The organism is Streptomyces sp. NBC_01294, from assembly GCF_035917235.1.
Classification (GTDB): Bacteria; Actinomycetota; Actinomycetes; order Streptomycetales; family Streptomycetaceae; genus Streptomyces; species Streptomyces caledonius.
In genome coordinates, this window is sequence record NZ_CP108423.1 from 2833181 (window position 1) to 2858857 (window position 25677).

At 72.2% G+C, this 25677-nt stretch carries 27 protein-coding genes; 12 read left to right on the forward strand and 15 right to left on the reverse strand.

Features of this window, described 5'->3' with window-relative positions; genetic code table 11:
• Positions 1 to 103: 103 nt before the first annotated feature.
• The 7 genes from OG534_RS12425 to OG534_RS12455 all read right to left on the reverse strand — a co-directional run bounded on the left by OG534_RS12425 (position 104) and on the right by OG534_RS12455 (position 8384).
• Positions 104 to 1894, reverse strand: coding sequence for an ABC transporter ATP-binding protein (locus OG534_RS12425; RefSeq protein WP_326588146.1), 1791 nt, complete (start codon positions 1892 to 1894; stop codon positions 104 to 106).
• Complete coding sequence (locus OG534_RS12430; protein ID WP_326588147.1) at positions 1891 to 2907, reverse strand: ABC transporter permease; 1017 nt, start codon at positions 2905 to 2907, stop codon at positions 1891 to 1893. Before OG534_RS12430 ends, OG534_RS12425 begins: the two co-directional genes overlap by 4 nt.
• Positions 2904 to 3890, reverse strand: coding sequence for an ABC transporter permease (locus OG534_RS12435; protein WP_326588148.1), 987 nt, complete (start codon positions 3888 to 3890; stop codon positions 2904 to 2906). Before OG534_RS12435 ends, OG534_RS12430 begins: the two co-directional genes overlap by 4 nt.
• 5 nt (positions 3891 to 3895) lie before the next feature.
• Complete coding sequence (locus tag OG534_RS12440; protein ID WP_326588149.1) at positions 3896 to 5647, reverse strand: ABC transporter substrate-binding protein; 1752 nt, start codon at positions 5645 to 5647, stop codon at positions 3896 to 3898.
• A 169-nt stretch (positions 5648 to 5816) separates the two neighbouring features.
• Positions 5817 to 5912, reverse strand: a complete 96-nt coding sequence (locus tag OG534_RS12445) for an Ms4533A family Cys-rich leader peptide (RefSeq protein ID WP_314243733.1) — start codon at positions 5910 to 5912, stop codon at positions 5817 to 5819.
• A 70-nt stretch (positions 5913 to 5982) separates the two neighbouring features.
• Positions 5983 to 7383 (reverse strand): DUF3152 domain-containing protein, encoded by a 1401-nt coding sequence (locus tag OG534_RS12450; RefSeq protein ID WP_326588150.1) that lies wholly within the window; start codon positions 7381 to 7383, stop codon positions 5983 to 5985.
• A 5-nt stretch (positions 7384 to 7388) separates the two neighbouring features.
• A complete protein-coding gene (locus OG534_RS12455; RefSeq protein WP_326588151.1) occupies positions 7389 to 8384 on the reverse strand; it encodes an alpha/beta fold hydrolase in 996 nt (331 codons plus the stop codon).
• Positions 8385 to 8522: 138 nt separating this feature from the next.
• Between OG534_RS12455 and OG534_RS12460 the strand changes: the two genes are divergently transcribed.
• The 4 genes from OG534_RS12460 (at position 8523) to OG534_RS12475 (ending at position 10372) form a co-directional block, all read left to right on the forward strand.
• The gene (locus OG534_RS12460; RefSeq protein ID WP_326588152.1) at positions 8523 to 8738 is read left to right on the forward strand and encodes a hypothetical protein; all 216 of its coding nucleotides are present in this window, start codon (positions 8523 to 8525) and stop codon (positions 8736 to 8738) included.
• Between the two features lie 193 nt (positions 8739 to 8931).
• A complete protein-coding gene (locus OG534_RS12465; protein ID WP_326588153.1) occupies positions 8932 to 9585 on the forward strand; it encodes a TetR/AcrR family transcriptional regulator in 654 nt (217 codons plus the stop codon).
• A 147-nt stretch (positions 9586 to 9732) separates the two neighbouring features.
• Positions 9733 to 9960, forward strand: a complete 228-nt coding sequence (locus tag OG534_RS12470) for a DUF3107 domain-containing protein (protein WP_326588154.1) — start codon at positions 9733 to 9735, stop codon at positions 9958 to 9960.
• A 109-nt stretch (positions 9961 to 10069) separates the two neighbouring features.
• Entirely contained in the window at positions 10070 to 10372 is a 303-nt protein-coding gene (locus OG534_RS12475; protein ID WP_385164889.1) for a hypothetical protein, read from the forward strand.
• Positions 10373 to 10577: 205 nt separating this feature from the next.
• Here OG534_RS12475 and OG534_RS12480 read toward each other — a convergent pair whose 3' ends face one another.
• Positions 10578 to 11336, reverse strand: a complete 759-nt coding sequence (locus tag OG534_RS12480) for a ferritin-like fold-containing protein (protein ID WP_319724811.1) — start codon at positions 11334 to 11336, stop codon at positions 10578 to 10580.
• A gap of 471 nt (positions 11337 to 11807) precedes the next feature.
• Here OG534_RS12480 and OG534_RS12485 point away from each other — a divergent pair, with 471 nt between their 5' ends.
• From OG534_RS12485 to OG534_RS12495, 3 genes are all read left to right on the forward strand, one after another.
• Positions 11808 to 13736, forward strand: a complete 1929-nt coding sequence (locus tag OG534_RS12485; protein WP_442807076.1) for a DEAD/DEAH box helicase — start codon at positions 11808 to 11810, stop codon at positions 13734 to 13736.
• A gap of 102 nt (positions 13737 to 13838) precedes the next feature.
• Positions 13839 to 14693 (forward strand): alpha/beta fold hydrolase, encoded by an 855-nt coding sequence (locus OG534_RS12490; protein ID WP_326588155.1) that lies wholly within the window; start codon positions 13839 to 13841, stop codon positions 14691 to 14693.
• 101 nt (positions 14694 to 14794) lie between these two features.
• Positions 14795 to 14947 (forward strand): hypothetical protein, encoded by a 153-nt coding sequence (locus OG534_RS12495; RefSeq protein WP_326588156.1) that lies wholly within the window; start codon positions 14795 to 14797, stop codon positions 14945 to 14947.
• Positions 14948 to 15031: 84 nt separating this feature from the next.
• Here OG534_RS12495 and OG534_RS12500 read toward each other — a convergent pair whose 3' ends face one another.
• The 4 genes from OG534_RS12500 to OG534_RS12515 form a co-directional block, all read right to left on the reverse strand.
• On the reverse strand, positions 15032 to 15637 hold the full coding sequence (locus tag OG534_RS12500) for a MarC family protein (RefSeq protein WP_326588157.1): 606 nt from the start codon (positions 15635 to 15637) through the stop codon (positions 15032 to 15034).
• Between the two features lie 87 nt (positions 15638 to 15724).
• The gene (locus tag OG534_RS12505; RefSeq protein WP_326588158.1) at positions 15725 to 16588 is read right to left on the reverse strand and encodes a PHP domain-containing protein; all 864 of its coding nucleotides are present in this window, start codon (positions 16586 to 16588) and stop codon (positions 15725 to 15727) included.
• Positions 16589 to 16661: 73 nt separating this feature from the next.
• A complete protein-coding gene (locus tag OG534_RS12510; RefSeq protein ID WP_326588159.1) occupies positions 16662 to 17312 on the reverse strand; it encodes a DUF6758 family protein in 651 nt (216 codons plus the stop codon).
• 64 nt (positions 17313 to 17376) lie between these two features.
• Positions 17377 to 17961, reverse strand: coding sequence for a suppressor of fused domain protein (locus tag OG534_RS12515; RefSeq protein ID WP_326588160.1), 585 nt, complete (start codon positions 17959 to 17961; stop codon positions 17377 to 17379).
• A 374-nt stretch (positions 17962 to 18335) separates the two neighbouring features.
• Between OG534_RS12515 and OG534_RS12520 the strand changes: the two genes are divergently transcribed.
• Together OG534_RS12520 and OG534_RS12525 are read left to right on the forward strand one after the other, a co-directional pair.
• A complete protein-coding gene (locus tag OG534_RS12520) occupies positions 18336 to 19451 on the forward strand; it encodes a magnesium and cobalt transport protein CorA (protein ID WP_326588161.1) in 1116 nt (371 codons plus the stop codon).
• Between the two features lie 68 nt (positions 19452 to 19519).
• Positions 19520 to 20035 (forward strand): hypothetical protein, encoded by a 516-nt coding sequence (locus tag OG534_RS12525; RefSeq protein WP_326588162.1) that lies wholly within the window; start codon positions 19520 to 19522, stop codon positions 20033 to 20035.
• A gap of 60 nt (positions 20036 to 20095) precedes the next feature.
• Here the strand turns inward: OG534_RS12525 and OG534_RS12530 are convergent, their stop codons facing one another.
• The gene (locus tag OG534_RS12530) at positions 20096 to 20881 is read right to left on the reverse strand and encodes a hypothetical protein (RefSeq protein WP_326588163.1); all 786 of its coding nucleotides are present in this window, start codon (positions 20879 to 20881) and stop codon (positions 20096 to 20098) included.
• A gap of 199 nt (positions 20882 to 21080) precedes the next feature.
• Between OG534_RS12530 and OG534_RS12535 the strand changes: the two genes are divergently transcribed.
• The 3 genes from OG534_RS12535 to OG534_RS12545 all read left to right on the forward strand — a co-directional run bounded on the left by OG534_RS12535 (position 21081) and on the right by OG534_RS12545 (position 24240).
• Positions 21081 to 22352: a magnesium transporter MgtE N-terminal domain-containing protein gene (locus tag OG534_RS12535; protein WP_326588164.1), complete on the forward strand. Its 1272-nt coding sequence runs from the start codon at positions 21081 to 21083 to the stop codon at positions 22350 to 22352.
• Between the two features lie 178 nt (positions 22353 to 22530).
• Positions 22531 to 23037: a DUF1003 domain-containing protein gene (locus OG534_RS12540; protein ID WP_326593574.1), complete on the forward strand. Its 507-nt coding sequence runs from the start codon at positions 22531 to 22533 to the stop codon at positions 23035 to 23037.
• 42 nt (positions 23038 to 23079) lie between these two features.
• A complete protein-coding gene (locus tag OG534_RS12545; RefSeq protein ID WP_398561622.1) occupies positions 23080 to 24240 on the forward strand; it encodes an Mrp/NBP35 family ATP-binding protein in 1161 nt (386 codons plus the stop codon).
• Between the two features lie 120 nt (positions 24241 to 24360).
• Here OG534_RS12545 and OG534_RS12550 read toward each other — a convergent pair whose 3' ends face one another.
• Positions 24361 to 25092, reverse strand: a complete 732-nt coding sequence (locus OG534_RS12550) for a hypothetical protein (protein WP_326588165.1) — start codon at positions 25090 to 25092, stop codon at positions 24361 to 24363.
• A 140-nt stretch (positions 25093 to 25232) separates the two neighbouring features.
• Positions 25233 to 25667: a sec-independent translocase gene (locus OG534_RS12555; RefSeq protein ID WP_326588166.1), complete on the reverse strand. Its 435-nt coding sequence runs from the start codon at positions 25665 to 25667 to the stop codon at positions 25233 to 25235.
• Positions 25668 to 25677 lie beyond the last annotated feature (10 nt).

Below are 25677 nucleotides of genomic sequence, written 5' to 3' on the forward strand. Positions count from 1 at the left end.
ACCGGAAGGGGTGAAGAGTCGTAACTTTCCCGTACGGTTCGCGTTCGAGCACGCTAGAAGTACTGCCTCGGGAAGCGGCGTCCCCAAGGCGAGGACCTCGTCCCTAGGCGAGGACCTCCTGGCGCGACGAACGGCGCTCGGCGGCCAGCCCGGGGTCCAGAGCCGGTACGGCGGCCAGCAGCTGCCGGGTGTAGGCGTGGGCCGGGCGGTCGTAGACCTCGTCCACCGGGCCCTGCTCCACGATCTCGCCGGCCCGCATGACGGCGACCCGGTCGCTGACCTGCCGGACGACCGCGAGGTCGTGCGCGATGAAGACCAGCGCGATGCCCAGCTCCCGCTGGAGCTCGGCCAGCAGTGCGGTGACCTGCGCCTGCGTGGTCACGTCGAGGGCGGAGACCGGCTCATCGCAGACGATCAGCCGGGGCCGGGGCGCGAGCGCCCGCGCGATGCCCACCCGCTGGCGCTGGCCGCCGCTGAACTCGTGCGGGTAGCGGTCGTAGTGCTCGGCCTCCAGCCCGACGCGGAGCAGCAGCTCCCGGACCCGGGCCCGGACGGCCGCGTCGTCCCGCTCCCCGGCCGCGCGCAGCGGGTCGGCGATGGACTCGCCGATGGAGCGGCGCGGGTTGAGGGAGGACACCGGGTCCTGGAACACCATCTGCACGCCGCTCGCGATCCCGGTGACCTCGACGCCCTCGTGGCGGACCTGCCCGGACCCGGGCTCCAGCAGTCCGACGAGCATCCGCCCGAGCGTGCTCTTGCCGGAGCCGCTCTCACCGACGATCCCGAGCGTCTCCCCGGCACGCACGGCGAGCGACACCCCGGCCACGGCGACGACCCGCCGCTTCCCCCGCCCGAACTCCCGCCTCAGCCCAAACGCTTCAACCACCGGCTCCCCCGGCCCGGCAACCAGCGTCCGAGGCGCGAAGCCCCACTCCTCCAACCCCGCCGCACCCTCCAACCCCGCCGCACCCTCCAGCCCAGCCGCACCCTCCAGCCCCGCCGGCGTTTGAGGCGCGGGGTCCGGGGCGGAGCCCCGATCTTTCAGCCCCGCCGGCGTTTGAGGCGCGGGTCCGGGCAGCGCCCGGGAGACCCGCGGCGCGTCCAGCCTCGGCACCGCCGCCAGCAGGGCCTGGGTATACGGGGCGGCCGGCGCCGACAGCACCCCGCCCACCGCCCCGCGCTCCACGGCGGAGCCGTCCCGCATGACCAGCAGCTCGTCCACGCTCTCCGCCGCCACCCCCACGTCGTGGGTGACCAGCAGCAGCCCGAGCCCCCGCTCCACCCGCAGGTCGTGCAGCAGGTCCAGGATCTGCGCCTGGACGGTGACGTCCAGCGCGGTGGTCGGCTCGTCGGCGATCAGCAGCCGCGGCTCGCAGGCCAGCGCCATCGCGATGAGGGCCCGTTGCCGCATGCCGCCGCTGAACTCGTGCGGCCGCGCGCGGGAGCGGCGTACCGCGTCGGGGATGCCCACCCGGTCCAGTACCTCGACGGCCCGCGCCCGGGCGGCCCGCCGCGAGACGTCCGCGTGGACCCGGAGGACCTCGGCGATCTGGTCGCCGATGGCGTAGTACGGGTCCAGGGAGCTCAGCGGGTCCTGGAAGACCATCGCGGCGGTCCCGCCCCGCAGCCGGCGCAGCTCCGCCGCCGGCGCCGCGCCCACGTCGATGCCGCCCACCCGGACGGTGCCGCCCAGCCTGGCGCCCGTACCGCGGTGCAGCCCCAGCAGGGCCGCGGCCACGGTGGACTTGCCGCTGCCGGACTCGCCCACGATGCCCAGGGCGCGTCCCGGTTCCAGGGTGAAGGAGACCCCGTCCACGGCCCGTACGTACTCCCCCGCCCCGCCGACCGGGAAGTCGACGACGAGGCCGGTGACGTCCACCAGCGGTTCGGTCATGCGAGGGCCACCCTTCGGTCCGCAGCGGCGTACAACACGTCGGCGATCGCGCCCGCGAGGACCACGGCCGTCCCGATCGCCAGGACGACGCCGACCACGACGGGCAGGTCCACGACCCGCACCCCGTCGATGAGGGTCTTGCCGAGGCCGGGGATCCCGAACAGCGACTCCGTCAGCACCGCGCCGCCGATCATCGTGCCGAAGTCCACGGCGCTGAGCGCGATCACGGGGGCCACGGCTCCGCGCACCGCGTGCCGGGTGACGACGGCCCGTTCCCCCACCCCGTAGGCGCGGAAGGTGCGGATGTGGTCCTCGGCAAGCGTCTCCAGGGTCGAACTCCGGGTGAGACGGGCGTACTTGGCGCTCTCGAAGAGGCCGAGGGTCACCCAGGGCAGCAGCAGGTTCCAGGCCCACTGCTCGGGGTCCTCGCCCAGCGGGACGTACGTCGGGAACGGCAGCCACTGGAGGTAGGCGCAGACGGTCATGAGCAGCAGCAGCCCCAGGATGAAGACGGGCGTGCCGGTCCCGGCGAGCGTGAGGACGGTCAGCGCCCGTTCGGTGATCCCGCCGCGGCGCAGCGCGGACAGCAGCCCGGTGCCGACGCCGACCACCAGCCAGATCACCAGCGCGCCCAGCGCCAGCGACAGGGTGGCGGGCAGCCGCTCCAGGATCAGCTCGGTGACCTGCTGGTCGTTCTGGTACGAGAATCCCAGGCAGGGCGCGTCGCAGTGCAGGACCAGCCCGGCGCCGCCGGAGTGGTCGCGGCCCGCCAGCAGCCCCTGGAGGAAGTGCAGGTACTGCACGACCACCGATTCGTTCAGCCCGAGCTGTTCGCGGACCTGGGCGATCTGCGCCGGGTTGCAGCGCTCCCCGCAGGCGAGGCGGGCGGGGTCGCCGGGGGCGAGGTAGAAGAGGGCGTAGACGACGACGGACAGGGTGAGCAGCACGAGCAGTGCGCCCCCGGTCCGTTTGAGCACCAGGGGCACCCCCGGCGGTAGCTGGGGGAGGGTCACCCCTTGCGCTCCTTTCTGGTGCCGACCCGCAGGCGGGAGCCTTCGCGCGGGTCGAGGGCCGTGCGCACGGCGTCGCCGAGCACGGTGAAGGCGAGCACGGTGACGAAGAGCAGCCCTGCGGGGAGCAGGACGTAGGCGGGGTCGGCGCGGAACCAGGTCTGGGCGCTCGACAGCATCTGTCCCCAGGAGGGGGTGGGCGGTTTCACGCCGACGCCGAGGAAGGACAGCGAGGCCTCGGCCACCATGGCGGTGGGGACCTTGACGGCGGCGAGGGTGATGACGGGCGCGGCCAGTGAGGGCAGCAGTTCGCGGCGGGCGATGCGCAGCGTGCTGTTGCCGGAGAGCCGTGCGGCGTCCACGAAGTCCAGGTCGCGCAGGGCGAGGGTCTGGGCACGGACCATGCGGGCGGTGCCGCCCCAGTCGAGCAGGCCGATGATCAGGATCAGCAGCAGCGGCCGCGGGAAGTCGGGCGGGACGACGGCGGTGAGGGCGATGCCGAGCACCAGCATGGGCAGGGCGATCATCACGTCGGTGAACCGGCCGATGAGCTGTCCCACGAAGCGGTTGCCGAGGGCGGCGGCGAGTCCGGCGGACACGCCGACGAGGATCTGCACGGCGGTGGCGCCGAGCGCGACGAGCAGGGAGATCCGCGCGCCGTAGACGAGCCGGGTGAAGAGGTCGCGGCCGGTGCCGGGCTCGACGCCGAGCCAGTGGTCGGCGGAGATCCCGCCGAAGGAGCCGATCGGGACGCCGCCGCGCGCGGAGTCGACGAGGTCGTCGTGGTACGCGTTCGGGTCCTGGCCGGTGAGCTGGGCGAGCAGCGGCGCGGTGAGGGCGAGGAGGACGAGCAGCGCCAGGACGCCGGCGGCCGCCAAGGCCGCGGGGCGGCGGCGCAGGCGCCGCCAGACCTGGCGCGCGGTGCCCGCGCCCGGGGCGGTGCCCCCGGGCGGGGGCACCGCCGCGGGCACCGGCCGTTCGGCCATGACGCTCACTTGACGGAGACCTGCGAGATGTCGAGGACGCCCGTCCAGTCGCTGATCACGACGTTCTTGACGTCCTTGCCGACGAGCCGCTTGTAGACCGGGTGGAAGAGCGGCACGGTGAGGGCCTGCTCACCGATCTTCTTGTCGAGGGCTCCCCAGCGCTTGCCGGCCTCCTTGAGGTCGGTCAGCTTGGCGATCTCGTCGATCTCGGTGTTCACGGCGGGGTCGTTGAGCTGCGCGTGGTTGTAGTTGGAGCCCTTGGCCACGATCTGCCGGCCGTCGAAGATCGGCGCGAGGAAGGGGCCGCCGGACGGCCAGTCGGCGCCCCAGCGGGAGAGGAAGAGGCCGGGGGTGTTCGCGGCGTCCCAGCGCTTCTCGTTGAAGGCGTTGTTCTCCAGGCCTTCCAGCTTGACGGTGATCCCGGCGGCGGCGAGCGCCTGCTGTACGGCGGTGGCGACTTCGGGGCTGGTCTGGCGGTTCTGCGCGGTGGAGTGGGTCAGGGTGACGGTGAGGCCGTCGGGGAAGCCCGCCTCCTTCAGGAGTTCCCTGGCCTTGGCCGGGTCACCGGTCTTGCCCGCCGGGAATTGGTCGTACGGGGTGAAGCCGAAGGCCTCGTGCTCGGGCAGGAAGGTGGTCGCGGGCTCGGCCAGCGCGGATCCGCCCGCCGCGTTGATCACGCTGGTGCGGTTGATCGCGTGGGAGACGGCCTGGCGCACCTTCGGGTTGTCGAAGGGGGCCGCCTTCGGGTTGAAGGCGAGGTAGTTGATGTAGCCGAAGTGGCCGGTGCCGACGCGTCCCGCCAGCTCCTTGTTGTCGCCGATCTGGGCGAGCTCGGCCGGGCCCAGGTTGGTGTCGGTGGTGACGGCGGCCGCGTCCGGGCCGGAGCTGGTGGACAGGCGCTGGTTGATGACGGCCGAGTCGAGGCCGGAGCGGACGTCGATCCGGTCCGGGTAGGCCTTGCGCTCGGGGTCGGTCTTCTCGTCCCAGTGCTCGTTGCGCTCCAGGGTGAGGTGCTCGCCGTCGTTGTCGTTCTTGACGACCTTGTAGGGGCCGGAGGAGACCGGGTGCTCCTCGTACTTGGCCCCGGTGTCCTTGGCCTTGGGGACGGGTGCGAACTGCGTCTGGGTGGCGACGAAGGGGAATTCGCCCTCGGGCTTGCGCAGTGTGAAGACGATCGTCTTCGCGTCGGGGACGACGATCGAGTCGAGCCCCTTGCCGCCGTCCTTGTACGGGCCCTCGTACGTCTCCCCGCCGACCAGCCAGTCCCGCAGGTAGGGGGCTCCGCCCGACAGTTCGGCGGCGAAGGACCGCTCGATGCCGTACTTGATGTCGGCGGTGGTGATCGGGGAGCCGTCCTCGTACTTCAGCCCGTCCTTGAGCGTGTACGTCCACTCCGTGGCGTCGGCGTTGGGCTTGCCGGTGTCGGTGGCCAGGTCGGGCACGACCTGGGCGCCGGGCTTCCCGGCCTCGCGGTTGCGGGTGGTCAGCGTGCGGAACACCAGTGAGGGGACGTTTCCGCCGCCCGAGGTGTAGAGACGGGCCGGGTCGAAGTCGCTCTGCGGCTCGGAGTTGAGGACGGTCAGGGTGCCGCCCTTCTGCGGAGCGCCTCCGGCGGCGCCGGAAGCGTCACCCGAACCCGCCTTGTCCGAGGCGTCCTTGGGGCCGCAGGCCGCGGCGCCCCCGGCCAGTACGAGGCTGACGGCGACCGCGGCCACGCGGCGCGATATGTGGGACTGGCGGAACGTCGGACGAAGCATCGGAAAGTCGACCTCTCGGCGTGAAGGAAAGACGGGAAGGGCCACGCGAGGGGCAGCGGTCGACGGCGGTACCGGAGGGCACCGAACAGGAGGAAGCCGCGCCTGCGGGCATGGGTACACCCGGGCGCGGCGAAGGGTCGGAAAAGGGTCGCGGCGCGGTCGGGCAGGCTCAGCGACAGAAGATGTCGGCCACGCTGTGCGCGGTCACACCAAGCAGCGCCAGCTCAATGGCGGCGCTCGCGGTCATGGTGTGGTGGTGCGACATGCGGAGAACCATTGCCGATGATCGGACGGATTGTCAACGCGCGCTCGGCCCCGGGGTGCGGCACACGGCATCAACTGCCGGGGTGCACCCACGGGTTGGCCTTGCATTCGATGCCGCCGATGTCGAGGGACTTGGTCTGCTGCTGCATGATCGGGGCGAGCGCGCCGGGCGTGCGGCAGTTCACGTGCCCGTGTCCGAGCCGGTGGCCGACCTCGTGGTTGATGAGCATCTGGCGGTAGGCGAACATCTGGTCCGGTCCGTAGGTCGCGGACCCCTGCGCCCAGCGGAACGCGTTGATCATCACCCGGTCGGTCGACGCGGAGTCGCAGGAGACGTTGTCGACGGTGGTGTCGAGGTCGGACTTGGCGCACCAGACGCCGGTGGTCCCGGGGCTGGCCAGGGTGATCACGAAATCGGCCTCGCCGCCCGGCACCCGCTCGAAGGTCATCGCGCCGCCGTGGGCCCAGCTGCGCGGGTCGTTGAGGGTGCGGTGGACGGCCTCGGCGAAGAGCTGCGGGTCCAACTCCAGGCCCTTCTCGACGTCGACCCGGTAGCGCACGAGCTTGCCCTTGCCGGGGGCCTTGGCGACACCGGGCACGGTGTCGAAGGTCCCGGGCCCGGCGAGTTTCGCGTCGATCGGCAGCTGCTGGGCCATCTTCTGCTCGTACGTCAGCTCCGGCGGGGGCGGGGCGACGGATGGCGCCGCGGGCGCGGCCGCGGGCACGTCGGGCGTCGGGCGCTCGTCCGAACGGGAGGCGGCCGAGTCGGACCGGGCGTCGTCGTTGGCGGCCAGTGCGCCGGTCTTGCCGCCGTCGCCGTCCGTGGCCACCTGGCCCGCGACGACGACGGCGAGGACGGTGGTGACGGCCGCGGCGGCCATGCCGGTGTACGTACGGACCTTCAGCCCGCGTCCGGGGCCGGAGCCGGAGCCGGGAGCCGGCTCGACGACGGGGTCGATCGGCTTGCGCGGCCCGGGCACCCTGCGGTGCGAGCCGGTGGAGGTGAACGGGTCGGGTGCGGGCTCGGGCACGACCGTCCGCGGGGCCGGCGGTGCCAGGGTGACCTGCGGGAAGCCCACGGCGGGGGTGCCGAAGGCCGGGGTGTCGGAGTCCAGGAGCGCGGCGGGGGCCGCCCCCGCCGTCGCGGTCGCGGTGGCGCCGCCGGCGCGACGCGGTACGCCGTGCCAGTCCCCGTACACGGAGTCGGGGCCGGCTCCCCAGGCGCCGCCGGGCTCGTACTGCTGGGGGTGGCCGCCGGCCCGCGCGCCGTCGGCGACGGGCAGGTCCCGGGGCACGTACCCCTGGTGGGTGACGGTGGGTTCGGGCCACCGCGCGACGTGCTGTTCCTCGTACGGCAGCGGCGCGGGTTCCGCGTACGGCGGCGGCGCGGGTTCCGCGTACGGCGGCGGCGCGGGTTCCGCCTGCGGACGGACGGGGGCAGCGGAAGGGGCCTTGCGACTATGTCGTCCCACGGTCCTCAGCCTCTGCCGTCTTCGGTATCCCGGTCGTTCTCGCCCGTTCCGGTGTCGCGCAGCAGCTCTCGGAAGGCTGCGGCCACCACCTCGGGGTACTCCATCATCGCCACGTGCCCGGCCTCCGGCAGACACAGCAGCCGCGAACCCCGGTAGGCGGCGGCCGCCTTGTGCGCCATACGGTACGAGACGAGTTGGTCCCGGCCACCGTAGACCAGCAGGGACGGGGCGAGAACCCGCTGTGCCTGCCGCCACAGTCCGTGCTGGCCGCCGAGCGTATAGGCGTCGACGATCCCGCGCGAGGAGCGGGTCATCGCCTCCCAGAAGTACGGCAGCGCCATCCGCCGCTCCATCTCCTCGACGGCGTTGCGGAATCCCTCGGACGTCACCCGGGAGGGGTCTCCGTAACAGAGGTCCGTCACCCCGCGGGTGCGCTGTTCGGCGCTGAGTCCCTGCGTCAGCCGGCTGAAGAGCGCGGCCACCCCGGGTACGGCGAGCAGTGCGGTCGGCACCGCCGACTTCTGCACGCGCAGTTCGGGCAGGGCGGGCGAGACCAGCGTCAGGGTGCGCACGAGGTCGGGGCGGACGGCCGCGACCCGGGTGGAGACGGCGCCGCCGAGGGAGTTCCCGAAGAGGTGGACCGGGCCGCGCCCGGCGGCGTCGAGGTGCCGGATGACGGCGCGGGCGAACGCCGTGACCGAGTAGTCCCGGTCTGCGGGCGGTGGGGACCAGCCGAAGCCGGGCAGGTCCAGGGCCTCCCCGTCGACGGTGTCCGCGAGCTGCGCCATCAGATCCGACCAGTTCTGCGAGGAACCGCCGAGTCCGTGCACGAACAGCGCGGGCGCCAGCCCCGCCCGCAGGGGCGGGCGCACCCGGACGTTCAGTTCCAGCCCGGGCAGGACGGCGGTGCGCAGCTGCTCACCCTCGGCCACCCGGACGGCTCCCACCAGGGAGGACAGCTCGGCGGTGGACCGTACGCCCGGCAGCTCGGTCGAAGACATGCAGGCAATGTTACGAGACGATCACGTTCCACTTCCTGTGTTCGCCGTCACAGACACAAGCGGGTCGGGATCCGCATAGCGCTGCATCCGCGATCCTCCTAGGCTCGTAAGTGAACACAAGGAAGCGAGGGGAGCGGCATGACTGTCGACCCTGCGGAGCCGGACACCTTCCGGGAGCCGTTTCCGGAAACCCTCGATCCTGAGGCGCCCGAGGCGGATGTGGCGGAGCAGCTGGCCGATCTCCGGCCGGACGAGGACGACCCGATCACGGGTGCGGAGGCGGGCGAGGCCGCGGACGGCGATGCCGCCGAGCAGGCGCGGGTGGTGCCGCTCGACGAGGACGACTACCGCTGACCGTCGACGACAGCCCGCCGGCGACCGCCGGCCGGCCGCTGACCAAAACCGCCGACCAAACCGCTGACCAGCGCCGTCGGGCCGTCCGTACCGCGAGAAAACTCGGCTTGAACCCTCCAGATTCGGTTACCGAAAAGTACGATGGCGGCGCGGCGCAGAGCGCACTGTGTTCTTAGAGAAAGTGGGAGGCGGCGTGACAGCCATCGAGCAGACCGAAGCAGCGCGTCCGCGGGGCACGCGACTGCCGCGCCGAGCCCGACGCAACCAGCTGCTGGGCGCGGCCCAGGAGGTCTTCGTCGCGCAGGGTTACCACGCGGCGGCGATGGACGACATCGCCGAGCGTGCCGGGGTGAGCAAGCCGGTGCTGTACCAGCACTTCCCGGGCAAGCTCGACCTGTACCTGGCGCTGCTGGACCAGCACTGCGAGGCCCTGTTGCTGGCCGTGCGCACCGCTCTCGCGTCGACGACGGACAACAAGCTGCGTGTGGCCGCGACCATGGACGCCTACTTCGCGTACGTGGAGGACGAGGGCGGCGCCTTCCGGCTGGTCTTCGAGTCCGACCTGACGAACGAGCCGGCCGTGCGCGAGCGCGTCGACCGCGTCTCGATGCAGTGCGCCGAGGCCATCTCCGACGTCATCGCCGAGGACACCGGCCTGTCCAAGGACGAGTCGATGCTGCTGGCCGTGGGCCTGGGCGGGGTCTCGCAGGTCGTGGCCCGCTACTGGCTCTCCAGCGAGAGCCCGGTCGCCCGCGACACGGCCGTGGGCCTGCTGACCTCGCTCGCGTGGCGCGGCATCGCCGGTTTCCCGCTGCACGGCTCGGAGTCCGGACCGACGGAGTCCTGAGCGACGCAGTCCCGGCCGGCGGCCCGTCGGCTCTCTGTTCGCTGCGAGCGTGTCCGGTGCGCGCGGTCCGCATCCCCTCTCCGGGCTAATGTGGACCGCGTACGGCGCGGCTGATCGCGCGAACCGGATCGTCGGAGGGACAAAGCCGTGGAGGTCAAGATCGGCGTGCAGCACGCACCCCGGGAGATCGTGCTGGAGAGCGACCTGAGCGCCGAGGAGCTGGAGCGCATCGTCACCGCCGCGCTGTCCGGCACCGCGCCGCTGCTGAGCCTCACCGACAACAAGGGCCGCAAGGTCCTGGTGCCGTCCGACCGCCTGTCGTATGTCGACCTGGGCGAGCCGAGCGTGCGCAAGGTCGGTTTCGGCGCGCTCTGAGAACTGTCGCAAACGGCCCGGTGGTTGATCCCACCGGGCCGTTTCTCTTTCTTCCGCTTCGGGTAGGACGGCAGTGACACGGTTCGCCCTGACACATGGGAGTGACCTCATGCTGCTGCTGGAAGTGCTCGGCTCCGCCCTGCTGGGCCTCGCCCTGTCCGCAACAGCCGCGCGAGTGCTCGCGAGCCGCTTGCCTTCCATGAGAGTGGTGCTGGTCAGCGGGGTGCTGGGAGCGCTGTTCGGGGCGTACCTCACCCACTTCGCGCTGGGCCCCGGGCACAACACCCTGACCGCGACCCTCATCGGCGGGGTGCTGGTGTCGGCGGTGGTCCTGTCGCTGCTGCTCCGTCCGGCCCCCGGGCCCCGCAGGCCGTCCCACAGGACTCCGTTTTCGCTCCCGTCGCGGGGCTGACCCCAAAGGACCCGCCCCCCCCGGGGACCCACCGCCTGAGGGCTCACCGCCTGAGGAGCCACCCCCTGAGACCCCCTGAGGGCTCACCCGCTGTAGACCCGCCTCCGAGGCCCGGATCCTGACCCACGCACGTCGGCCCCGGTGCGCACGGAGCGCGCCGGGGCCGACGTGTGGAGCCGTACCGGCTCCGTGGGGAGCCGTCCGATCAGGCAGCGAGGCCGAGGGCGGCCATCCGCTTGGTGTGCGCCTTGGTGATCCGGGTGAACATCTCGCCGACGGCCGCGAGGTCGAAGCCCGCCGCCATCCCGTCGACGCCGCCGACCAGCATGGTCGAGAGCGCGTCGCGCTCGGCGACCACGCGCTGGGCCTGCGAGAGGGCCTCGCCCATCAGCCGGCGGGCCCACAGCGCGAGCCGGCCGCCGCAGCGCGGGTCCGCCTCGATCGCGGCGCGCACCTTCTCGACGGCGAAGTTGCCGTGGCCGGTGTCGTCGAGCACACCGAGCACGAGCGCGCGGGTGTCGTTGTCCAGGTGGGAGGCGACCTCGCGGTAGAAGTCACTGGCGATGGAGTCGCCGACGTACGCCTTCACCAGGCCCTCCAGCCAGTCCGACGGTGCGGTCTGGCGGTGGAAGTCGTCGACGCCCTTGGCGAAGGGCTCCATGGCGGCGGTGGGCTCGACCTCGATCGCCGCGAGCCGGTCCCGAAGCCGCTCGAAGTGGTGGAACTCGGCGGAGGCCATCGCGGCGAGCTCGGCCTTGTCGTCCAGGGTGGGCGCGAGCTTCGCGTCCTCCGCGAGGCGCTCGAAGGCCGCGAGCTCGCCGTACGCGAGTGCGCCGAGCAGGTCCACGACGGCGGCCCGGTACTGCGGCGAGGCAGAGGCGGTCGCCCAGTCCTGGGAGGCGATGCCCGCGGCTCCGGCGGGCGCGCTGTCGTCGGCGGGCGAGGCGTTTTCTACGGTCGACATGCTCCGCACAATAGCCCGCCGAATGCCGCTCCAAGTCATCACGGCGGTTGACCGGCTGTCCAGCTAAACGCGTCCGCCCGGTGAATTCACCCGACACACCTGCGCGATTCCGGGGTACAGTGGTAATGCGCCTGCCGAACACTCGGCGGGCCATCCGAATGAGGATGCCCGGTCGGTGGCCCGATCGGCTCCAACCGACCGCCCTCGGTGTGGTGCGTGCGTTCATGCGCACCGCCTCCTACGAGGGGCCCCCTCAGCGGCAGATGCGCCTGAGCGAAGGCTAGTGGTCCCGCGCGGCTTCGTACGTAGCAGTACTGCAAGCACGGCACGGTACGACCCCCCTCGCCGCCTCGCGCCGCGTCTCACAGAAGAGGCAGCACCCTGACTACGTTCCGAGACCTCGGGATCCTTCCCGAAACGGCCGAAGCCCTTGAGGCCGTCGGCATTGTGTCCCCCTTCCCGATCCAGGAGATGACCCTCCCCGTCGCCCTTTCCGGCACGGACGTCATCGGCCAGGCCAAGACCGGTACCGGCAAGACGCTCGGTTTCGGCCTTCCCCTGCTGGAGCGGGTCACCGTCCCCGCGGACGTCGAGGCGGGCCGGGCCAAGCCCGAGCAGCTGACCGACGCCCCGCAGGCCCTCGTGGTGGTTCCGACCCGCGAGCTGTGCACCCAGGTCACCAACGACCTCCTGACCGCGGGCAAGGTCCGCAACGTCCGCGTCCTCGCCATATACGGCGGCCGCGCGTACGAGCCGCAGGTCGAGGCGCTCAAGAAGGGCGTCGACATCATCGTCGGCACCCCGGGCCGCCTGCTCGACCTGGCCGGCCAGAAGAAGCTCGACCTCTCGCACGTCCGCGCGCTCGTCCTGGACGAGGCCGACGAGATGCTCGACCTGGGCTTCCTGCCCGACGTCGAGCGGATCATGAGCTACCTGCCGCCGAAGCGCCAGACGATGCTGTTCTCGGCGACCATGCCGGGCGCGGTCATCGGCCTGGCCCGCCGGTACATGACGCAGCCGACCCACATCCGCGCCGTCTCCGAGGACGGCGAGGGCGCGACCGTCGCCAACACCACGCAGCACGTCTTCCGTGCGCACAACATGGACAAGCCGGAGCTCGTCTCCCGCATCCTGCAGGCCGAGGGCCGCGGCCTGGCCATGATCTTCTGCCGTACCAAGCGCACGGCGGCCGACATCGCCGAGCAGCTGGAGAAGCGCGGCTTCGCCTCGGGCGCCGTCCACGGCGACCTGGGCCAGGGCGCCCGTGAGCAGGCGCTGCGCGCCTTCCGCAACGGCAAGGTCGACGTGCTGGTGTGCACCGACGTCGCCGCGCGCGGTATCGATGTCGAGGGTGTGACCCACGTCATCAACTACCAGACGCCGGAGGACGAGAAGACCTTCCTGCACCGTGTGGGCCGCACCGGCCGCGCGGGCAACAAGGGCATCGCCGTCACCCTGGTCGACTGGGACGACATCCCGCGCTGGCAGCTGATCAACAAGGCGCTGGAGCTGGACTTCCACGACCCGCTGGAGACGTACTCCACGTCGCCGCACCTGTTCGAGCAGCTGAACATCCCGGCCGGCACCAAGGGCATCCTGCCGCGCGCCGAGCGCACGCGGGCCGGCCTGAAGGCCGAGAACGTCGAGGACCTGGGCGAGACCGGCGGCCGCGGTGCCCGTGGCGGCCGCGGTCCGGCCGCCGCCGCCGTGGTGACCGAGGAGCGTCCGGCCCGTACCCGTACGCCGCGTCAGCGCCGCCGTACGCGGGGCGGGGCGGAGCTCGCCGAGGGCGCCGAAGCCGTGACCCCCGTCGACGCGCCCGAGGCCCCCGCGGCCCCGGCCGCCGACGAGCCGCGCAGGCCGCGCCGCCGCCGCACCCGTGTGGCTGCGGTGCCGGCCCAGGCCGTGGAGGCCGTCCAGGCCGCTCCGGTCGTCGAGGCCGCACCGGTCGTCCAGGCCGCTCCCGTCGTGGAGGCCGCTCCGGTCGCCGTGGCGGAGGAGGCTCCGGTCAAGGCGAAGCGCACCCGCACCCGCAAGGTGGCGGAGGCCGCTCCCGAGCCCGACTTCCAGACGGCTGCGCCCCTGGAGCCGGTCACGGCCCCCCGGGCCCGGGTCCGCAGGGTCGTCGAGACCGCTCCGGAGCCGGACTTCCAGATGGCGCCCCCGGTGGAGCCCGTGAAGGCCCGCCGGACCCGTCCGCGCAAGGTCGTCGAGGCGGCTCCGGCCGTCGCCGAGGCCGTCGCGGTGGCGGAGGAGGCTCCGGCGAAGCCGAAGCGCACCCGCACCCGCAAGGTCGCCGCGGCCGCTCCGGTCGCCGAGGCCGCCGCCGTGGCCGAGGAGGCCCCGGCCAAGCCGAAGCGCACCCGCACCCGCAAGGTCGCGGCCGCGCCCGAGGCGTAGCACCCGGCACGTACGCCGATGGCCCCGCTCCCCTTCCGAGGGGGCCGGGGCCATCGGCGTACCCGGGCTGTGCCGGAACCTACGGGCCGGTAACCTCGGGCCATGAGCAAGCCGCCGTGCCTCACCCTGCCGTCCGCCGCCCGCGCGTACCTCCTCGCCACCGACCGCGGCGGGTTCGCCGTGCAGGAGGCCGGTGAGCCGCTGCGCGGGACCGCCCTGCTGGTCCCCGGCTTCACGGGCAGCAAGGAGGACTTCATCGGCCTCCTGGAGCCGCTGGCCGCTGCCGGGTACCGGGTGGTCGCCGTGGACGGGCGCGGGCAGTACGAGAGCCCCGGCCCGCGCGAGGAGTCGGCGTACGCGCTGGAGGAGCTGGCACGCGACGTCCTCGCCCAGGCCCGTGCGCTGGGGGCGGGCCCGGTCCACCTGGTCGGCCACTCGCTCGGCGGGCTGATCTCGCGCGCGGCGGTGCTGCGCGACCCGTCGCCGTTCGCCTCGCTCACCCTGATGAGCAGCGGGCCGGCGGCGATCTCCGAGGGGCAGCAGGCACGTACGAAGCTGCTCGTGGCCGCGCTGGAGGCGATGGGCGGCGACATGCCCGGGATCTGGGCGGCGATGCGGGCCCACGATCCGCAGGACGCGGCCGGGGACTCCCCCGAGCTGGCGGACTTCCTGCGTGACCGGTGGCTGGCCACCGTGCCCGAGCAGCTGATCGTCACGGGCCGGGCGCTGATCTCCGAGCCGGACCGGGTGGAGGAGCTGGCGGCCGTACCGCTCCCGAAGCTGGTGCTGTCCGGAGAGCTGGACTACGCGTGGCCCGTGCCGCTGATGGATGACATGGCGCACCGTTTGAGCGCGTCGCGCGTGCTCGTGGAGGGCGCCGAGCACTCCCCCAACGCGGAGAATCCGCAGGTCACAGCTGGTGCGCTGGCCGCGTTCTGGGACGCCTGCACCGCATAGTCGTTAGCGAGTGAAAAAATTTCTTTAGCGTAGGGAATGTTTCTCTCCTACGCTCGGTTGAACCCCATGCAAGGAGAAACACCGACGAAGGGAGAAGCCCCGTGCGCTTCGAGATTCTGCGCCTGGACGACGTCGACGGATCCGCCGTGGACAGCACCGTCGTGGACGCGGCCTCCGTCAACGGGATCGTGCAGCACGCCGCGTCTGTCGGCCAGCGCATTCTGATCCGACCGGCCGGGACGGCGTCCTGCTGACGCGTCCCACACCACACCGCACACACGTCGACGCCCCCGCACCGGTACCGGTACGGGGGCGTTCGCGCGTCGCGCGCCGGGCGGTCAGGCTCCCTGTACGACCTGGAGCACGCCGTTGATGATCTGCTGCACGGCGATCGCCGAGAGCATCATGCCGGCGAGCCGCGTCACGAGGACGACGCCGCCGTCCTTGATGACCCGGATGATCACCAGCGAGTAGCGCATGGTGATCCACAGCACGATGTGCATGGCGACGATCGCGGCCCAGACGGAGACCTGGCCGGCGGCGCCGTCCACCTTCTGCACGGCCAGGATGACGGACACGATCGCACCGGGCCCGGCCAGCAGCGGCATGCCCAGCGGGACCAGGGCGACGTTCACGTCCTTGGTCTGCTTCGGCTCGTCGGTCTTTCCGGTGAGCAGGTCCAGCGCGATGAGCAGGAGCAGCAGACCACCGGCGATCATCAGCGCCGGGACGGAGACGTGCAGGTAGTCCAGGATCTGCTGGCCGCAGAGACCGAAGACGGCGATGACCCCGAAGGCCACACAGACGGCCTGCCAGGCCATGCGCCGCTGCACCTTGACGGGGCGGCCGGAGGTCAGGGCGAGGAAGATCGGCGTGATCCCCGGGGGGTCCATAATCACAAAAAGCGTGAGGAAAAGGGATCCGAAGACGGCGAAATCAAACACAGTGATGCCTTGCAGGAGAGAGGGGTGTCGCGAAGAAGAAGAGCGGGACGGGTGGAGCGGTCCGGACCCGGGGGAAACCGGGCCGATTCAGCGCTCGCGTCCGCCGGCGCCGGGCACCGGGAAGGCCCCGGTCGCGCGGCGCGTGATCTCGCCGTAGATCTCGGGGTCGGTCGTGTACTCCCCGAGGCCGCAGGTCTTGCGGCTGCCGTGGTAGTCGCTGGAGCCGGTGGTGAGCAGTCCGAGGTCCCCCGCCAGGCCGCGCAGACGCGCGCGGGTGTCGGCGTCGTGGTCCATGTGGTCCACCTCGATGCCGTCGAGGCCCGCGGCCGCCAGCTCGGCTATCGCGGCCTCCGGCACGCACCGGCCGCGCTTGACGGCGGCGGGGTGCGCGAAGACGGTCACGCCGCCGGCCGCCTTGACCAGGCGGATGGCGTCGAACGGGTCGAGCTCGTGCTTCTCGGCGTACGCGCGGCCGCCGTCGGCGAGCCAGTCGGGCGTGAAGGCGTCCGAGACGGTGGACACGACGCCCAGCTCGACGAGGGCGGTGGCGATGTGCGGCCGCCCGACCGAGCCCTCACCGGCGATCCGGGCCACCTGCTCCCAGGTCACGTCCACGCCGAGGGCCTGGAGCTTGCCGACCATGGACTGTGCGCGCGGGGTGCGGTCGTCGCGGACGAGCTCCCGCTCGCGGGCGAGCTCGGGCTCCTCGGGGTCGAAGAGGTACGCGAGCATGTGCACGCCGACCCCGTCGAGCCGGCAGGACAGCTCGGCCCCGGTCACCAGCGTCAGTCCGGCGGGAAGGGCCGCGAGGGCCTCGCCGTATCCGCGCACGGTGTCGTGGTCGGTCAGCGCGACCACGTCCAGCCCGGCGCCGGCGGCGTTGCGCATCAGCTCGGCGGGGGTGTCCGTACCGTCGGAGGCCGTGGAGTGGGCGTGCAGGTCGATGCGCACAGCCGGGCTCCATGGGTCGTACGGGACGGGGGGACACCCCAGGATAACCGCGCAGGGGTTCCCTTTCGCCCTCCTAAGGGCTGTCCGGGCCCAGGATGCGCGGGCTCAGGGCCCCGCACGGAAGGAGCTCGACCTCGGCTCCCGCGTCGCGGAGGTCGGTGAGGACGAGCTCGTCGTACAGCAGGAGGCCGGACTGCTCCGGCCAGACGATCGCCCAGAGCCACAGGCCCCGTGCCTCGCCGGCGAAGACGGCCCGGTCGTCGGGGCCGCCGTTGACGTGCCAGAGCGGTGTCGGGCGGCCCGCCGCGACGACCTTGGCGTGGGGCGGCGCCGACACGTTGATGGACGAGCCGGGGTCGAGGCCGTCGATCCCCGCGAACCGCGCGCCCATGCCGACGCCCAGTTCCTCCGCGATCAGCAACAGCTCGCCGATGCCCCCCAGAGGTCCGGGACCCGAACAGGCCACGGCGGTCGCCCGGCCGCCACTGCGGTCGTCACCGGCGGACGCGACCCCCGTGAACAGCCATCCCACCGGCAGCGGCCACGGCATCCACACGGGCACCCGCGCCCGGTGCACCACGACGCTCAGGCCTTCGACACTGGGCGGAATGACGGGTTGCAAGGGGTGGACGGTGCCGTGCACCGCGCACTGCCAGGAGTCGGAGAAGAGTCCGGGCGCCCTGACCCGGCCACCGCACTTCGGGCAACTTGGTTCACCCCTCATAAGAAGCCACGCTCCTCCCCGCCCGGGCCCCCGTCAAGGCGCGGTCACCCGTCCGGGCTGTCGGTCAGTCCAATGCGACGGCCGTACGCAAAGGGTCCCGCAGGTCCGTCCCCCGCGCGAGCCAGCGTTCCTGCAGGGCGGCCGCGCCGTGCACGCGCTTCCAGGCGGCCTCGTTCGCCGTCATCGGCAGGAGGGGGAGGAACTGCACCGGGTCCATGGGCTCGTCGAGTTCCAGGTCCTCCACCAGACCGCCCGGTTCCGCCACGAGGACGGAGCTGAACGGCGCCCCGTCCCAGAGCGGATCGCCCACGTCCAGCGAGGCCCCGGGGGCCACGATCAGCCCCTCGACCTGGGGCGAGGCGGCCAGTACGGCGAGCGGCCTGAGCAGTTTGTCGGTGGCCGCCAGTCCTGCGCGGACGGTCAGCACCAGCTCGGCGCGCGGGCCCCGTACGGGGTCGGCGACCACGGCGGTCGGATCGGTCATCGGGTGTGCGGACATCCCGAGGGTCGCGTACCGCACGAGGTCGCCCTCGGCGAAACGGAGTACCTCGATGCGGTCGGTGCCCAGGAAGGTGACGGCGGCGCGTGCGTCGGGTTCACCGAACGCGGTGCGCAGCCGGGCCTCGACGAGGGCCAGAATTTCTGCCATGGAGCGAGCATAGAACTCGTATCAGCCGGGTAAAGGGCGGGTCTTGACCATCCGTCGGCTGATAGTGTTGACAGCTGTTCGGGGCCGCATGCCGAAGCATGCCTGACGCCCCGGAGACAGGACCTCCCCCACGGGGGACCGGCCGGAGGAGGTGGGGCTGCAATGGATCGAAGTCGATCGTGCAGTACCAATCGCTCTTCCGCTTCTGTGACGGGCGCTTCCCGCCCCGTTTGATCTCCCGATCAGTAGAAGAGCGACGGCAGAACGTTGTCCTCCCGTCCTGTTCCCTCCGCCTGGTCCGAGCCTGCCCGCTCGCGGTGGTGGAGGGTCTCCCACCCGTACGGTCCGCAGCCGTGCGTGCGAAGGAGCCTGCCATGTCGATGCTGCCCTACCTGCGTGCGGCCGTCCGCCCGTCCCTGCGCAAGTCCACCCCCGCACAGCCCGGCTACGACACGACCCGTGATCCGTCGGCGAGCAGCGCGGTCGTCGACTGCGCGGTGTACCGCGACGGCCGGCGGATGCTGGGGCCCGCGTGCCTGACGCCCCGTGAGGCGATCCGCAAGGTCCGCGAGGACGGCGGTTTCGCGTGGATCGGCCTGCACGAGCCGACCGAGGCCGAGTTCGCGGGGATCGCCGCCACGTTCGGCCTGCACCCGCTGGCCGTGGAGGACGCGGTGCACGCGCACCAGCGGCCGAAGCTGGAGCGCTACGACGACACCCTCTTCACCGTCTTCAAGACGATCCACTACGTCGAACACGCCGAACTGACCTCCACGAGCGAGGTGGTGGAGACCGGCGAGGTGATGTGTTTCACCGGCCCCGACTTCGTCATCACCGTCCGGCACGGCGGCCAGGGCTCCCTCAAGGGGCTGCGCCACCGTCTCCAGGACGACCCCGACCTCCTCGCCAAGGGCCCCTCGGCGGTCCTGCACTCGATCGCCGACCACGTCGTCGACGGGTACATCGCGGTCGCGGCGGCGGTGCAGGACGACATCGACGAGGTGGAGAGCGACGTCTTCGCGGCCCCCGCCAAGGGCAGTACACGCGGCGGCGACGCGGGCCGCATCTACCAGCTCAAGCGCGAGGTACTGGAGTTCAAGCGGGCGGTCTCGCCGCTGCTGCGTCCGATGGAGCTGCTGAGCGAGCGGCCGATGCGGCTGGTGGACCCGGACATCCAGAAGTACTTCCGGGACGTCGCCGACCACCTGGCGCGGGTGCACGAGCAGGTGGTCGGCTTCGACGAGCTGCTGAACTCGATCCTCCAGGCCAACCTCGCGCAGGCGACGGTCGCCCAGAACGAGGACATGCGCAAGATCACGTCCTGGGCGGCGATCATCGCCGTGCCGACGATGATCTGCGGGGTGTACGGGATGAACTTCGAGCACATGCCCGAGCTCCAGTGGAAGTACGGCTATCCGATGGTGATGGCCTCGATCGTCGGCATCTGCTTCACCATCCACCGGGCGCTGCGCCGCCACGGCTGGCTCTGAAACGGCGGGGTGTCCCGCCGGTCAGGACACCCTCTCGTGACCGGGTGCGGACCCCCTACCCTGTCCGCATGACTCTCAGCACGCTCGACCTGGCCCTCGTCGAGGAGGCCACCAAGAAGTCCGGCCTGATCTGGGTCCGCGGCGCCGGGGCCGACCGCGCCCTGTGGCACGCCTGGGTGGACGGCGCGGCCCACGTGCTGGGCGACGGGCCCGGCGAGCAGCCGTTCCCGGGGCTGGCCGACGGCGCGGCCGCCGAGGTGACCGTGCGGAGCAAGGACAAGGGCGGCCGGCTGGTGGCCTGGACCGCGACGGTACGGGAGCTCCCGCCGCGCGGCGAGGAGTGGGCGGCGGCGGTCGCCGAGCTCAAGGGCAAGCGGCTGAACGCGCCCGACTCCGAGGACATGACCGAGCGGTGGGCGCGGGAGTGCCGGCTGCTGCGGCTGGAGCCGGAGTCGGTCCGGGCGCAGCTGCCGGACGGTTCGCTGGCCGCGGCCCCCCTGGCGTCCCCGGCGACGACCCGCAGGGCCGTCCCGGCGGGCCTGCCGAAGCTGCTGCTGAAGCGCAAGAAGGCCGCCCGCCCGTAGCCTCCGGCGGGCGGCAGGGCCGTCCGCGGGTCCCGGTCGGGCCCCGCCGGGCCCGACCGGTCACGGCGTCTTCGGGTTGGCGCCCTGGCCGGAGCCCTTGGAAGGGGACGGAGCCGGGTCGCCGCTCTTGGTCGTCGGCAGCTGGGACCCGTAGTCGACCGTCTGGTCCTGTGCGGGCGGGTCGAGCGGGAACTCCTTGCCCCACTCGGCGAGTTCCACGCGTCCGGCGCCGCCCGCGCGCTCCATGAGCAGCGGGTACGGGGTCCCCTCCAGGGACACCGAGAGCTTGCCGCCCTTGCCCTCGTTCGCCGTGACCTGGACCGCGCGGGTGTGCCCGACCTTGGTGTAGGAGCCCTTGGCGAGCTTGCCCTCCAGGCCGAGCAGCCCGTCGAGCAGGACGTCCATGTCGGTGAAGCCGCGGAACTGCTTGTAGGAGGGGTCGCCCTCGGGCACCTTCACGTACTTGTCGCCGAGCTTGCCGGCCGAGTCGGACTGGCCCCAGAACGCCGCGCTCGCCTTCAGGTACAGCTGCTCCCCCACCCGCAGCAGCTGGAAGGTGTCGTCCTGCGACTTCACCTCGCCGGAACCGCCGTCCGACTTCAGGCGCATGTCGAGGGTGAAGGACTTGCCGCCGCTCACGAGCGTGCCCGACAGGTGGACCGAGTCGGCCTCCGTGGCGGCCGCCTTCGCCTTCTCCTCGATCTTGTCGGCGGAGAGCTTGCCGACGCCGTTCGTGCCCTCGTCGGGGTCGTCCCCGCAGCCCGTACCGGTGACGGCCAGGCCCGCGCACAGCACACCGATGAACGCGGCCCGGCGCAGCCGCGCGGCAGGGAAGTAGGCGGTCACGGGCAGGTGCCTCTCGTCGGTCGTCTGCGAGCAGCAGGCAGCGTACCCGTCCGTACGCCGCGCCCCGCGACCGCTCCCCGGCCGACGGCGGGCCTCGCGCCGCGCCCCGGGCGGACCGCCCCACCAGGACGCTTTCCGCGGGCACGGGCTAGCCTGAGGGGCGGCACGACTGTTGATTGACGCTCTAGGAGGCGCTCGGATGGCTGTAGGCGCCCCGCGGATCTTCGTCTCGCATCTGTCGGGTGTGCCCGTCTTCGATCCCAACGGCGACCAGGTCGGCCGGGTCCGCGACCTCGTCGCGATGCTGCGCGTCGGCGGACGGCCGCCGCGGCTGCTCGGCCTGGTGGTCGAGGTGGTCAGCCGGCGCCGGATCTTCCTGCCGATGACGCGGGTCACGGGCGTGGAGTCCGGGCAGGTCATCACCACTGGTGTCGTCAACATGCGGCGCTTCGAGCAGCGCCCCACCGAGCGGCTCGTCCTGGGCGAACTGCTCGACCGGCGCGTGACGCTGGTCGCGAGCAGCGAGGAGGTCACCGTCCTCGACGTGGCCATCCAGCAGCTGCCGGCCCGCCGGGACTGGGAGATCGACCGCATCTTCGTACGGAAGGGCAAGTCGGGGGCGCTGCGCCGACGCGGCGAGACCCTGACCGTGGAGTGGTCGGCGGTGACGGGCTTCTCGCTGGAGGAGCACGGGCAGGGCGCCGAGAACCTGGTCGCCACCTTCGAGCAGATGCGCCCGGCCGACGTGGCGAACGTGCTGCACCACCTGACGCCGAAGCGCCGTGCCGAGGTGGCCAACGCCCTCGACGACGACCGGCTCGCCGACGTGCTGGAGGAGCTGCCCGAGGACGAGCAGGTGGAGATCCTCGGCAAGCTGAAGGAGGAGCGCGCCGCCGACGTCCTGGAGGCGATGGACCCGGACGACGCGGCCGACCTGCTCTCCGAGCTGCCGGAGGACGACAAGGAGCGGCTGCTGACGCTGATGCAGCCGGACGACGCGGCCGACGTGCGCCGCCTGCTGTCCTACGAGGAGAACACCGCCGGCGGTCTGATGACCACCGAGCCGATCGTGCTGCGGCCGGACGCGACGGTCGCGGACGCGCTGGCCCGCGTACGGCAGGCGGACCTGTCGCCGGCGCTGGCGGCCCAGGTGTACGTGTGCCGGCCGCCGGACGAGACGCCGACGGGCAAGTACCTGGGCACGGTGCACTTCCAGCGGCTGCTGCGGGACCCGCCGTTCACCCTGGTCAGCTCGATCGTGGACACGGACCTTCCGCCGCTGCGGCCGGACGCCTCGCTGCCCGCGGTGACCACCCACCTCGCCGCCTACAACATGGTGGCGGTGCCGGTGGTCGACGAGAGCGGTTCGCTGCTGGGCGCGGTCACGGTGGACGACGTGCTGGACCACCTGCTGCCGGACGACTGGCGGGAGACGGAGTTCCATTCCGAGGAGGCCGTGGGTGGCAGCTGAGCGAGGGCGCTTCGACCGGGGGCGCGGGGAGCAGGCGCGCGAGCGGCGCCGTGAGCAGATCCGGGAGCGGCGCGAGCAGGCCCGGGTGCAGGCCCGTGAGCACGGGCTGGTGGCAGAGGCGGCGGAACGTGCCGCCGAGCGGGCGGGGAAGTCCGCCCAGAGCACCGGGTCGAGCGCGCTGACGCGCTCGCGGGTGCGCCTGGACCTGCCGCGGGCGCCGCGCCGCTCGCTGCTGCCCGAGTACGACCCGGAGGCCTTCGGGCGGCTGTCGGAACGGGTGGCGCGGTTCCTGGGCACGGGCCGGTTCATCGTCTGGATGACCCTGGTCATCATCGTCTGGGTGCTGTGGAACATCTTCGCGCCGGGCCACCTGAGGTGGGACGAGTACCCGTTCATCTTCCTGACGCTGATGCTGTCGCTCCAGGCCTCCTACGCGGCGCCGCTGATCCTGCTCGCGCAGAACCGGCAGGACGACCGCGACCGGGTCAACCTGGAGCAGGACCGCAAGCAGAACGAGCGCTCCATCGCCGACACGGAGTACCTGACCCGGGAGATCGCCGCCCTGCGGATGGGCCTGGGCGAGGTCGCCACGCGCGACTGGATCAGGTCCGAGTTCCAGGACCTGATCAAGGAGATGGACGAGCGGCGTCTATTCCCGGCGGAACGTGATGAAGGCGACCGCTGACAGGCTTCCCTGAGCCCTGCTACCGAGCCGTACCATCGGGGCATGGCTACCGACACAAGCTCCGCCGCCGTGCCTGAGCAGGACGCGATCCTGGACGCTCTGGCGACGGTGAACGACCCCGAGATCCACCGGCCGATCACCGAGCTCGGGATGGTCAAATCGGTGGAGATCGGTGACGGCGGCGCGGTCGCCGTCACGGTCTACCTGACCGTGTCGGGCTGTCCCATGCGCGAGACCATCACCAAGCTGGTCACCGAGGCCGTGGAGAAGGTCGCGGGCGTCACCTCGGTCGCCGTCACGCTGGACGTGATGAGCGACGAGCAGCGCAAGGACCTGGCGGCCACGCTGCGCGGCGGCACCGCCGAGCGCGAGGTGCCCTTCGCCAAGCCGGGCTCGCTGACCCGTGTGTACGCGGTCGCGTCCGGCAAGGGCGGCGTCGGCAAGTCCTCGGTCACGGTCAACCTGGCCGCGGCGATGGCGGCGGACGGCCTGAAGGTCGGTGTGGTCGACGCGGACATCTACGGCCACAGCGTGCCACGCATGCTGGGTGTCGAGGGTCGTCCCACCCAGGTCGAGAACATGATCATGCCGCCGTCCGCGCACGGCGTGAAGGTCATCTCCATCGGCATGTTCACCCCGGGCAACGCGCCGGTCGTGTGGCGCGGACCGATGCTGCACCGGGCCCTCCAGCAGTTCCTGGCGGACGTGTTCTGGGGCGACCTGGACGTGCTGCTGCTGGACCTGCCGCCGGGCACGGGCGACATCGCGATCTCGGTGGCCCAGCTGGTGCCGAACGCGGAGATCCTGGTCGTCACCACCCCGCAGCAGGCGGCGGCCGAGGTGGCGGAGCGGGCCGGCTCGATCGCCGTGCAGACCCACCAGAAGATCGTCGGCGTCGTCGAGAACATGTCGGGCCTGCCGTGCCCGCACTGCGACGAGATGGTGGACGTCTTCGGTTCGGGCGGCGGCCAGAAGGTCGCGGACGGGCTGACCAAGACGGTCGGCGCGTCCGTGCCGGTGCTGGGCTCCATCCCGATCGACGTGCGGCTGCGCGAGGGCGGCGACGACGGCACCCCGGTCGTCCTGTCCGACCCGGACTCCCCGGCCGGCGCGGCGCTGCGCGCCATCGCGGGCAAGCTGGGCGGCCGCGCCCGCGGCCTGTCGGGCATGTCCCTGGGCATCACCCCGCGCAACAAGTTCTGACCGTACGGACACACGCGAAGGGCGCCGCTCACCGAGCGGCGCCCTTCGCGTGTGTCCGCGGCCCGGAGCCGGAGCCGGTCACAGGTGTCCGGTCACGTGGAGCCGGTCACCCGTGGCGCGTCACTCGTACGAGCCGAGGTCCGCGATGGCCGAGAAGCCGAGCCCGTACGCGCTCATCCCCCGCCCGTACGCACCCAGGTGGACGCCGCTCCCGGTGGAGCCCGCCAGCACCCACCCGAACTCCGACTCGCGGTAGTGGAACGGGGTCGGCTCCCCGTCCACCGGCAGCGACAGCGTCGACCAGTCCTCGCCGGCAAGGTCGTCCGCGAGTTCCCAGGCGGCCTCGGTCTGCTGGTCGAGCCAGTCGTCGCGCAGGGAGTGGTCCATCTGCCCGGGCCAGCTGTAGGCCAGCAGCCCGGAGCCGGCCAGCCAGGCCGCCGAGGAGACCGAGGTGGCCTCCAGGACGCCGGTGCCGTCGCCGCTGCGGCGCAGCGGGTTGCTCGCCACGGTGATCACCACCGCGAAGCGCTCCTTCTCGCCGGTGGCGATCTCGCCCCGGGCGGAGGGCTCGTCGCCGTGGCCGGTGGAGCCGTGCTCGACCGTTCCGTCGGCGGCGGTGCCGACCTGCATGAGCCAGCGGGGGCCCGTGAAGGCCCCGTCCAGCCCGTACCAGGGGAAGTCGGCCGCCAGGAACCCCTCGGCCGTCCGGCGGGCCGCCGGTACGGGCGCGGTGTGCTCCTGTGGCTGTGTATTGCTCTGCGGGCTGGTATCCGGTTCCTGCGCGGGTGCGTCGGCGGAGGCGGGTGCCTCGGCGGTCTGCGCCCCTACCCGGCTACTGCTCGTCGTCTCCATGTGGGCGGCCTCTCGTTCCGTGGGGTCCGGAACGGCCCCTCCCCCTCGCCGTGCTGGGGGGACCCCCTCCCTCGGGCGTCCTGCGATCCGGACAGATGGAGGATAGCCATCCGACCCCTGATCGCCGGGCAGGCTGCGTTTCAGGTGGCGTCGGCGTCGAAGCGCGAGCGCTGCTCCTGGGCCGGGGCGGCGGGCTTCTTCAGCAGGTCCGGGCCGGTGACGGCGGCGGGCGAGGCGGCCGGGGCGGCTTCGGTCTCCGGGTTGTTCACGGCGTCGGCGACGTCGTTGAGTTCCTTGCGGAGATCGAAACTGTTGCGGATGTCCTTGAGGTCCTCGTTCTCGCCCAGCTGCTTGCGGATGAAGGTCTTCGGGTTCAGGTCCTCGAACTCGAAGTCCTTGAACTCCGGGCCGAGTTCGGAGCGGATGTCCTGCTTCGCGCTGTCCGAGAACGCGCGGATCTTCCGGATGACACCGGTGACGTCCTGAATGACCTTGGGCAGCTTGTCCGGGCCGAAGACGAGGATGGCGAGCACCACGATCGTGGCCAGTTCGAGTGCGCCTATGTCGTTGAACACCTTGCCGCTC

Bases quoted from the DNA above. Each gene is read 5' to 3' on its own strand.
- OG534_RS12425 (WP_326588146.1), bottom strand. From the start codon at position 1,894: ATGACCGAACCGCTGGTGGACGTCACCGGCCTCGTCGTCGACTTCCCG.
- OG534_RS12435 (WP_326588148.1), bottom strand. From the start codon at position 3,890: ATGGCCGAACGGCCGGTGCCCGCGGCGGTGCCCCCGCCCGGGGGCACC.
- OG534_RS12440 (WP_326588149.1), bottom strand. From the start codon at position 5,647: ATGCTTCGTCCGACGTTCCGCCAGTCCCACATATCGCGCCGCGTGGCC.
- OG534_RS12445 (WP_314243733.1), bottom strand. From the start codon at position 5,912: ATGTCGCACCACCACACCATGACCGCGAGCGCCGCCATTGAGCTGGCG.
- OG534_RS12455 (WP_326588151.1), bottom strand. From the start codon at position 8,384: ATGTCTTCGACCGAGCTGCCGGGCGTACGGTCCACCGCCGAGCTGTCC.
- OG534_RS12460 (WP_326588152.1), top strand. From the start codon at position 8,523: ATGACTGTCGACCCTGCGGAGCCGGACACCTTCCGGGAGCCGTTTCCG.
- OG534_RS12475 (WP_385164889.1), top strand. From the start codon at position 10,070: ATGCTGCTGCTGGAAGTGCTCGGCTCCGCCCTGCTGGGCCTCGCCCTG.
- OG534_RS12480 (WP_319724811.1), bottom strand. From the start codon at position 11,336: ATGTCGACCGTAGAAAACGCCTCGCCCGCCGACGACAGCGCGCCCGCC.
- OG534_RS12485 (WP_442807076.1), top strand. From the start codon at position 11,808: ATGACCCTCCCCGTCGCCCTTTCCGGCACGGACGTCATCGGCCAGGCC.
- OG534_RS12490 (WP_326588155.1), top strand. From the start codon at position 13,839: ATGAGCAAGCCGCCGTGCCTCACCCTGCCGTCCGCCGCCCGCGCGTAC.
- OG534_RS12510 (WP_326588159.1), bottom strand. From the start codon at position 17,312: ATGAGGGGTGAACCAAGTTGCCCGAAGTGCGGTGGCCGGGTCAGGGCG.
- OG534_RS12515 (WP_326588160.1), bottom strand. From the start codon at position 17,961: ATGGCAGAAATTCTGGCCCTCGTCGAGGCCCGGCTGCGCACCGCGTTC.
- OG534_RS12520 (WP_326588161.1), top strand. From the start codon at position 18,336: ATGTCGATGCTGCCCTACCTGCGTGCGGCCGTCCGCCCGTCCCTGCGC.
- OG534_RS12525 (WP_326588162.1), top strand. From the start codon at position 19,520: ATGACTCTCAGCACGCTCGACCTGGCCCTCGTCGAGGAGGCCACCAAG.
- OG534_RS12535 (WP_326588164.1), top strand. From the start codon at position 21,081: ATGGCTGTAGGCGCCCCGCGGATCTTCGTCTCGCATCTGTCGGGTGTG.
- OG534_RS12545 (WP_398561622.1), top strand. From the start codon at position 23,080: ATGGCTACCGACACAAGCTCCGCCGCCGTGCCTGAGCAGGACGCGATC.
- OG534_RS12550 (WP_326588165.1), bottom strand. From the start codon at position 25,092: ATGGAGACGACGAGCAGTAGCCGGGTAGGGGCGCAGACCGCCGAGGCA.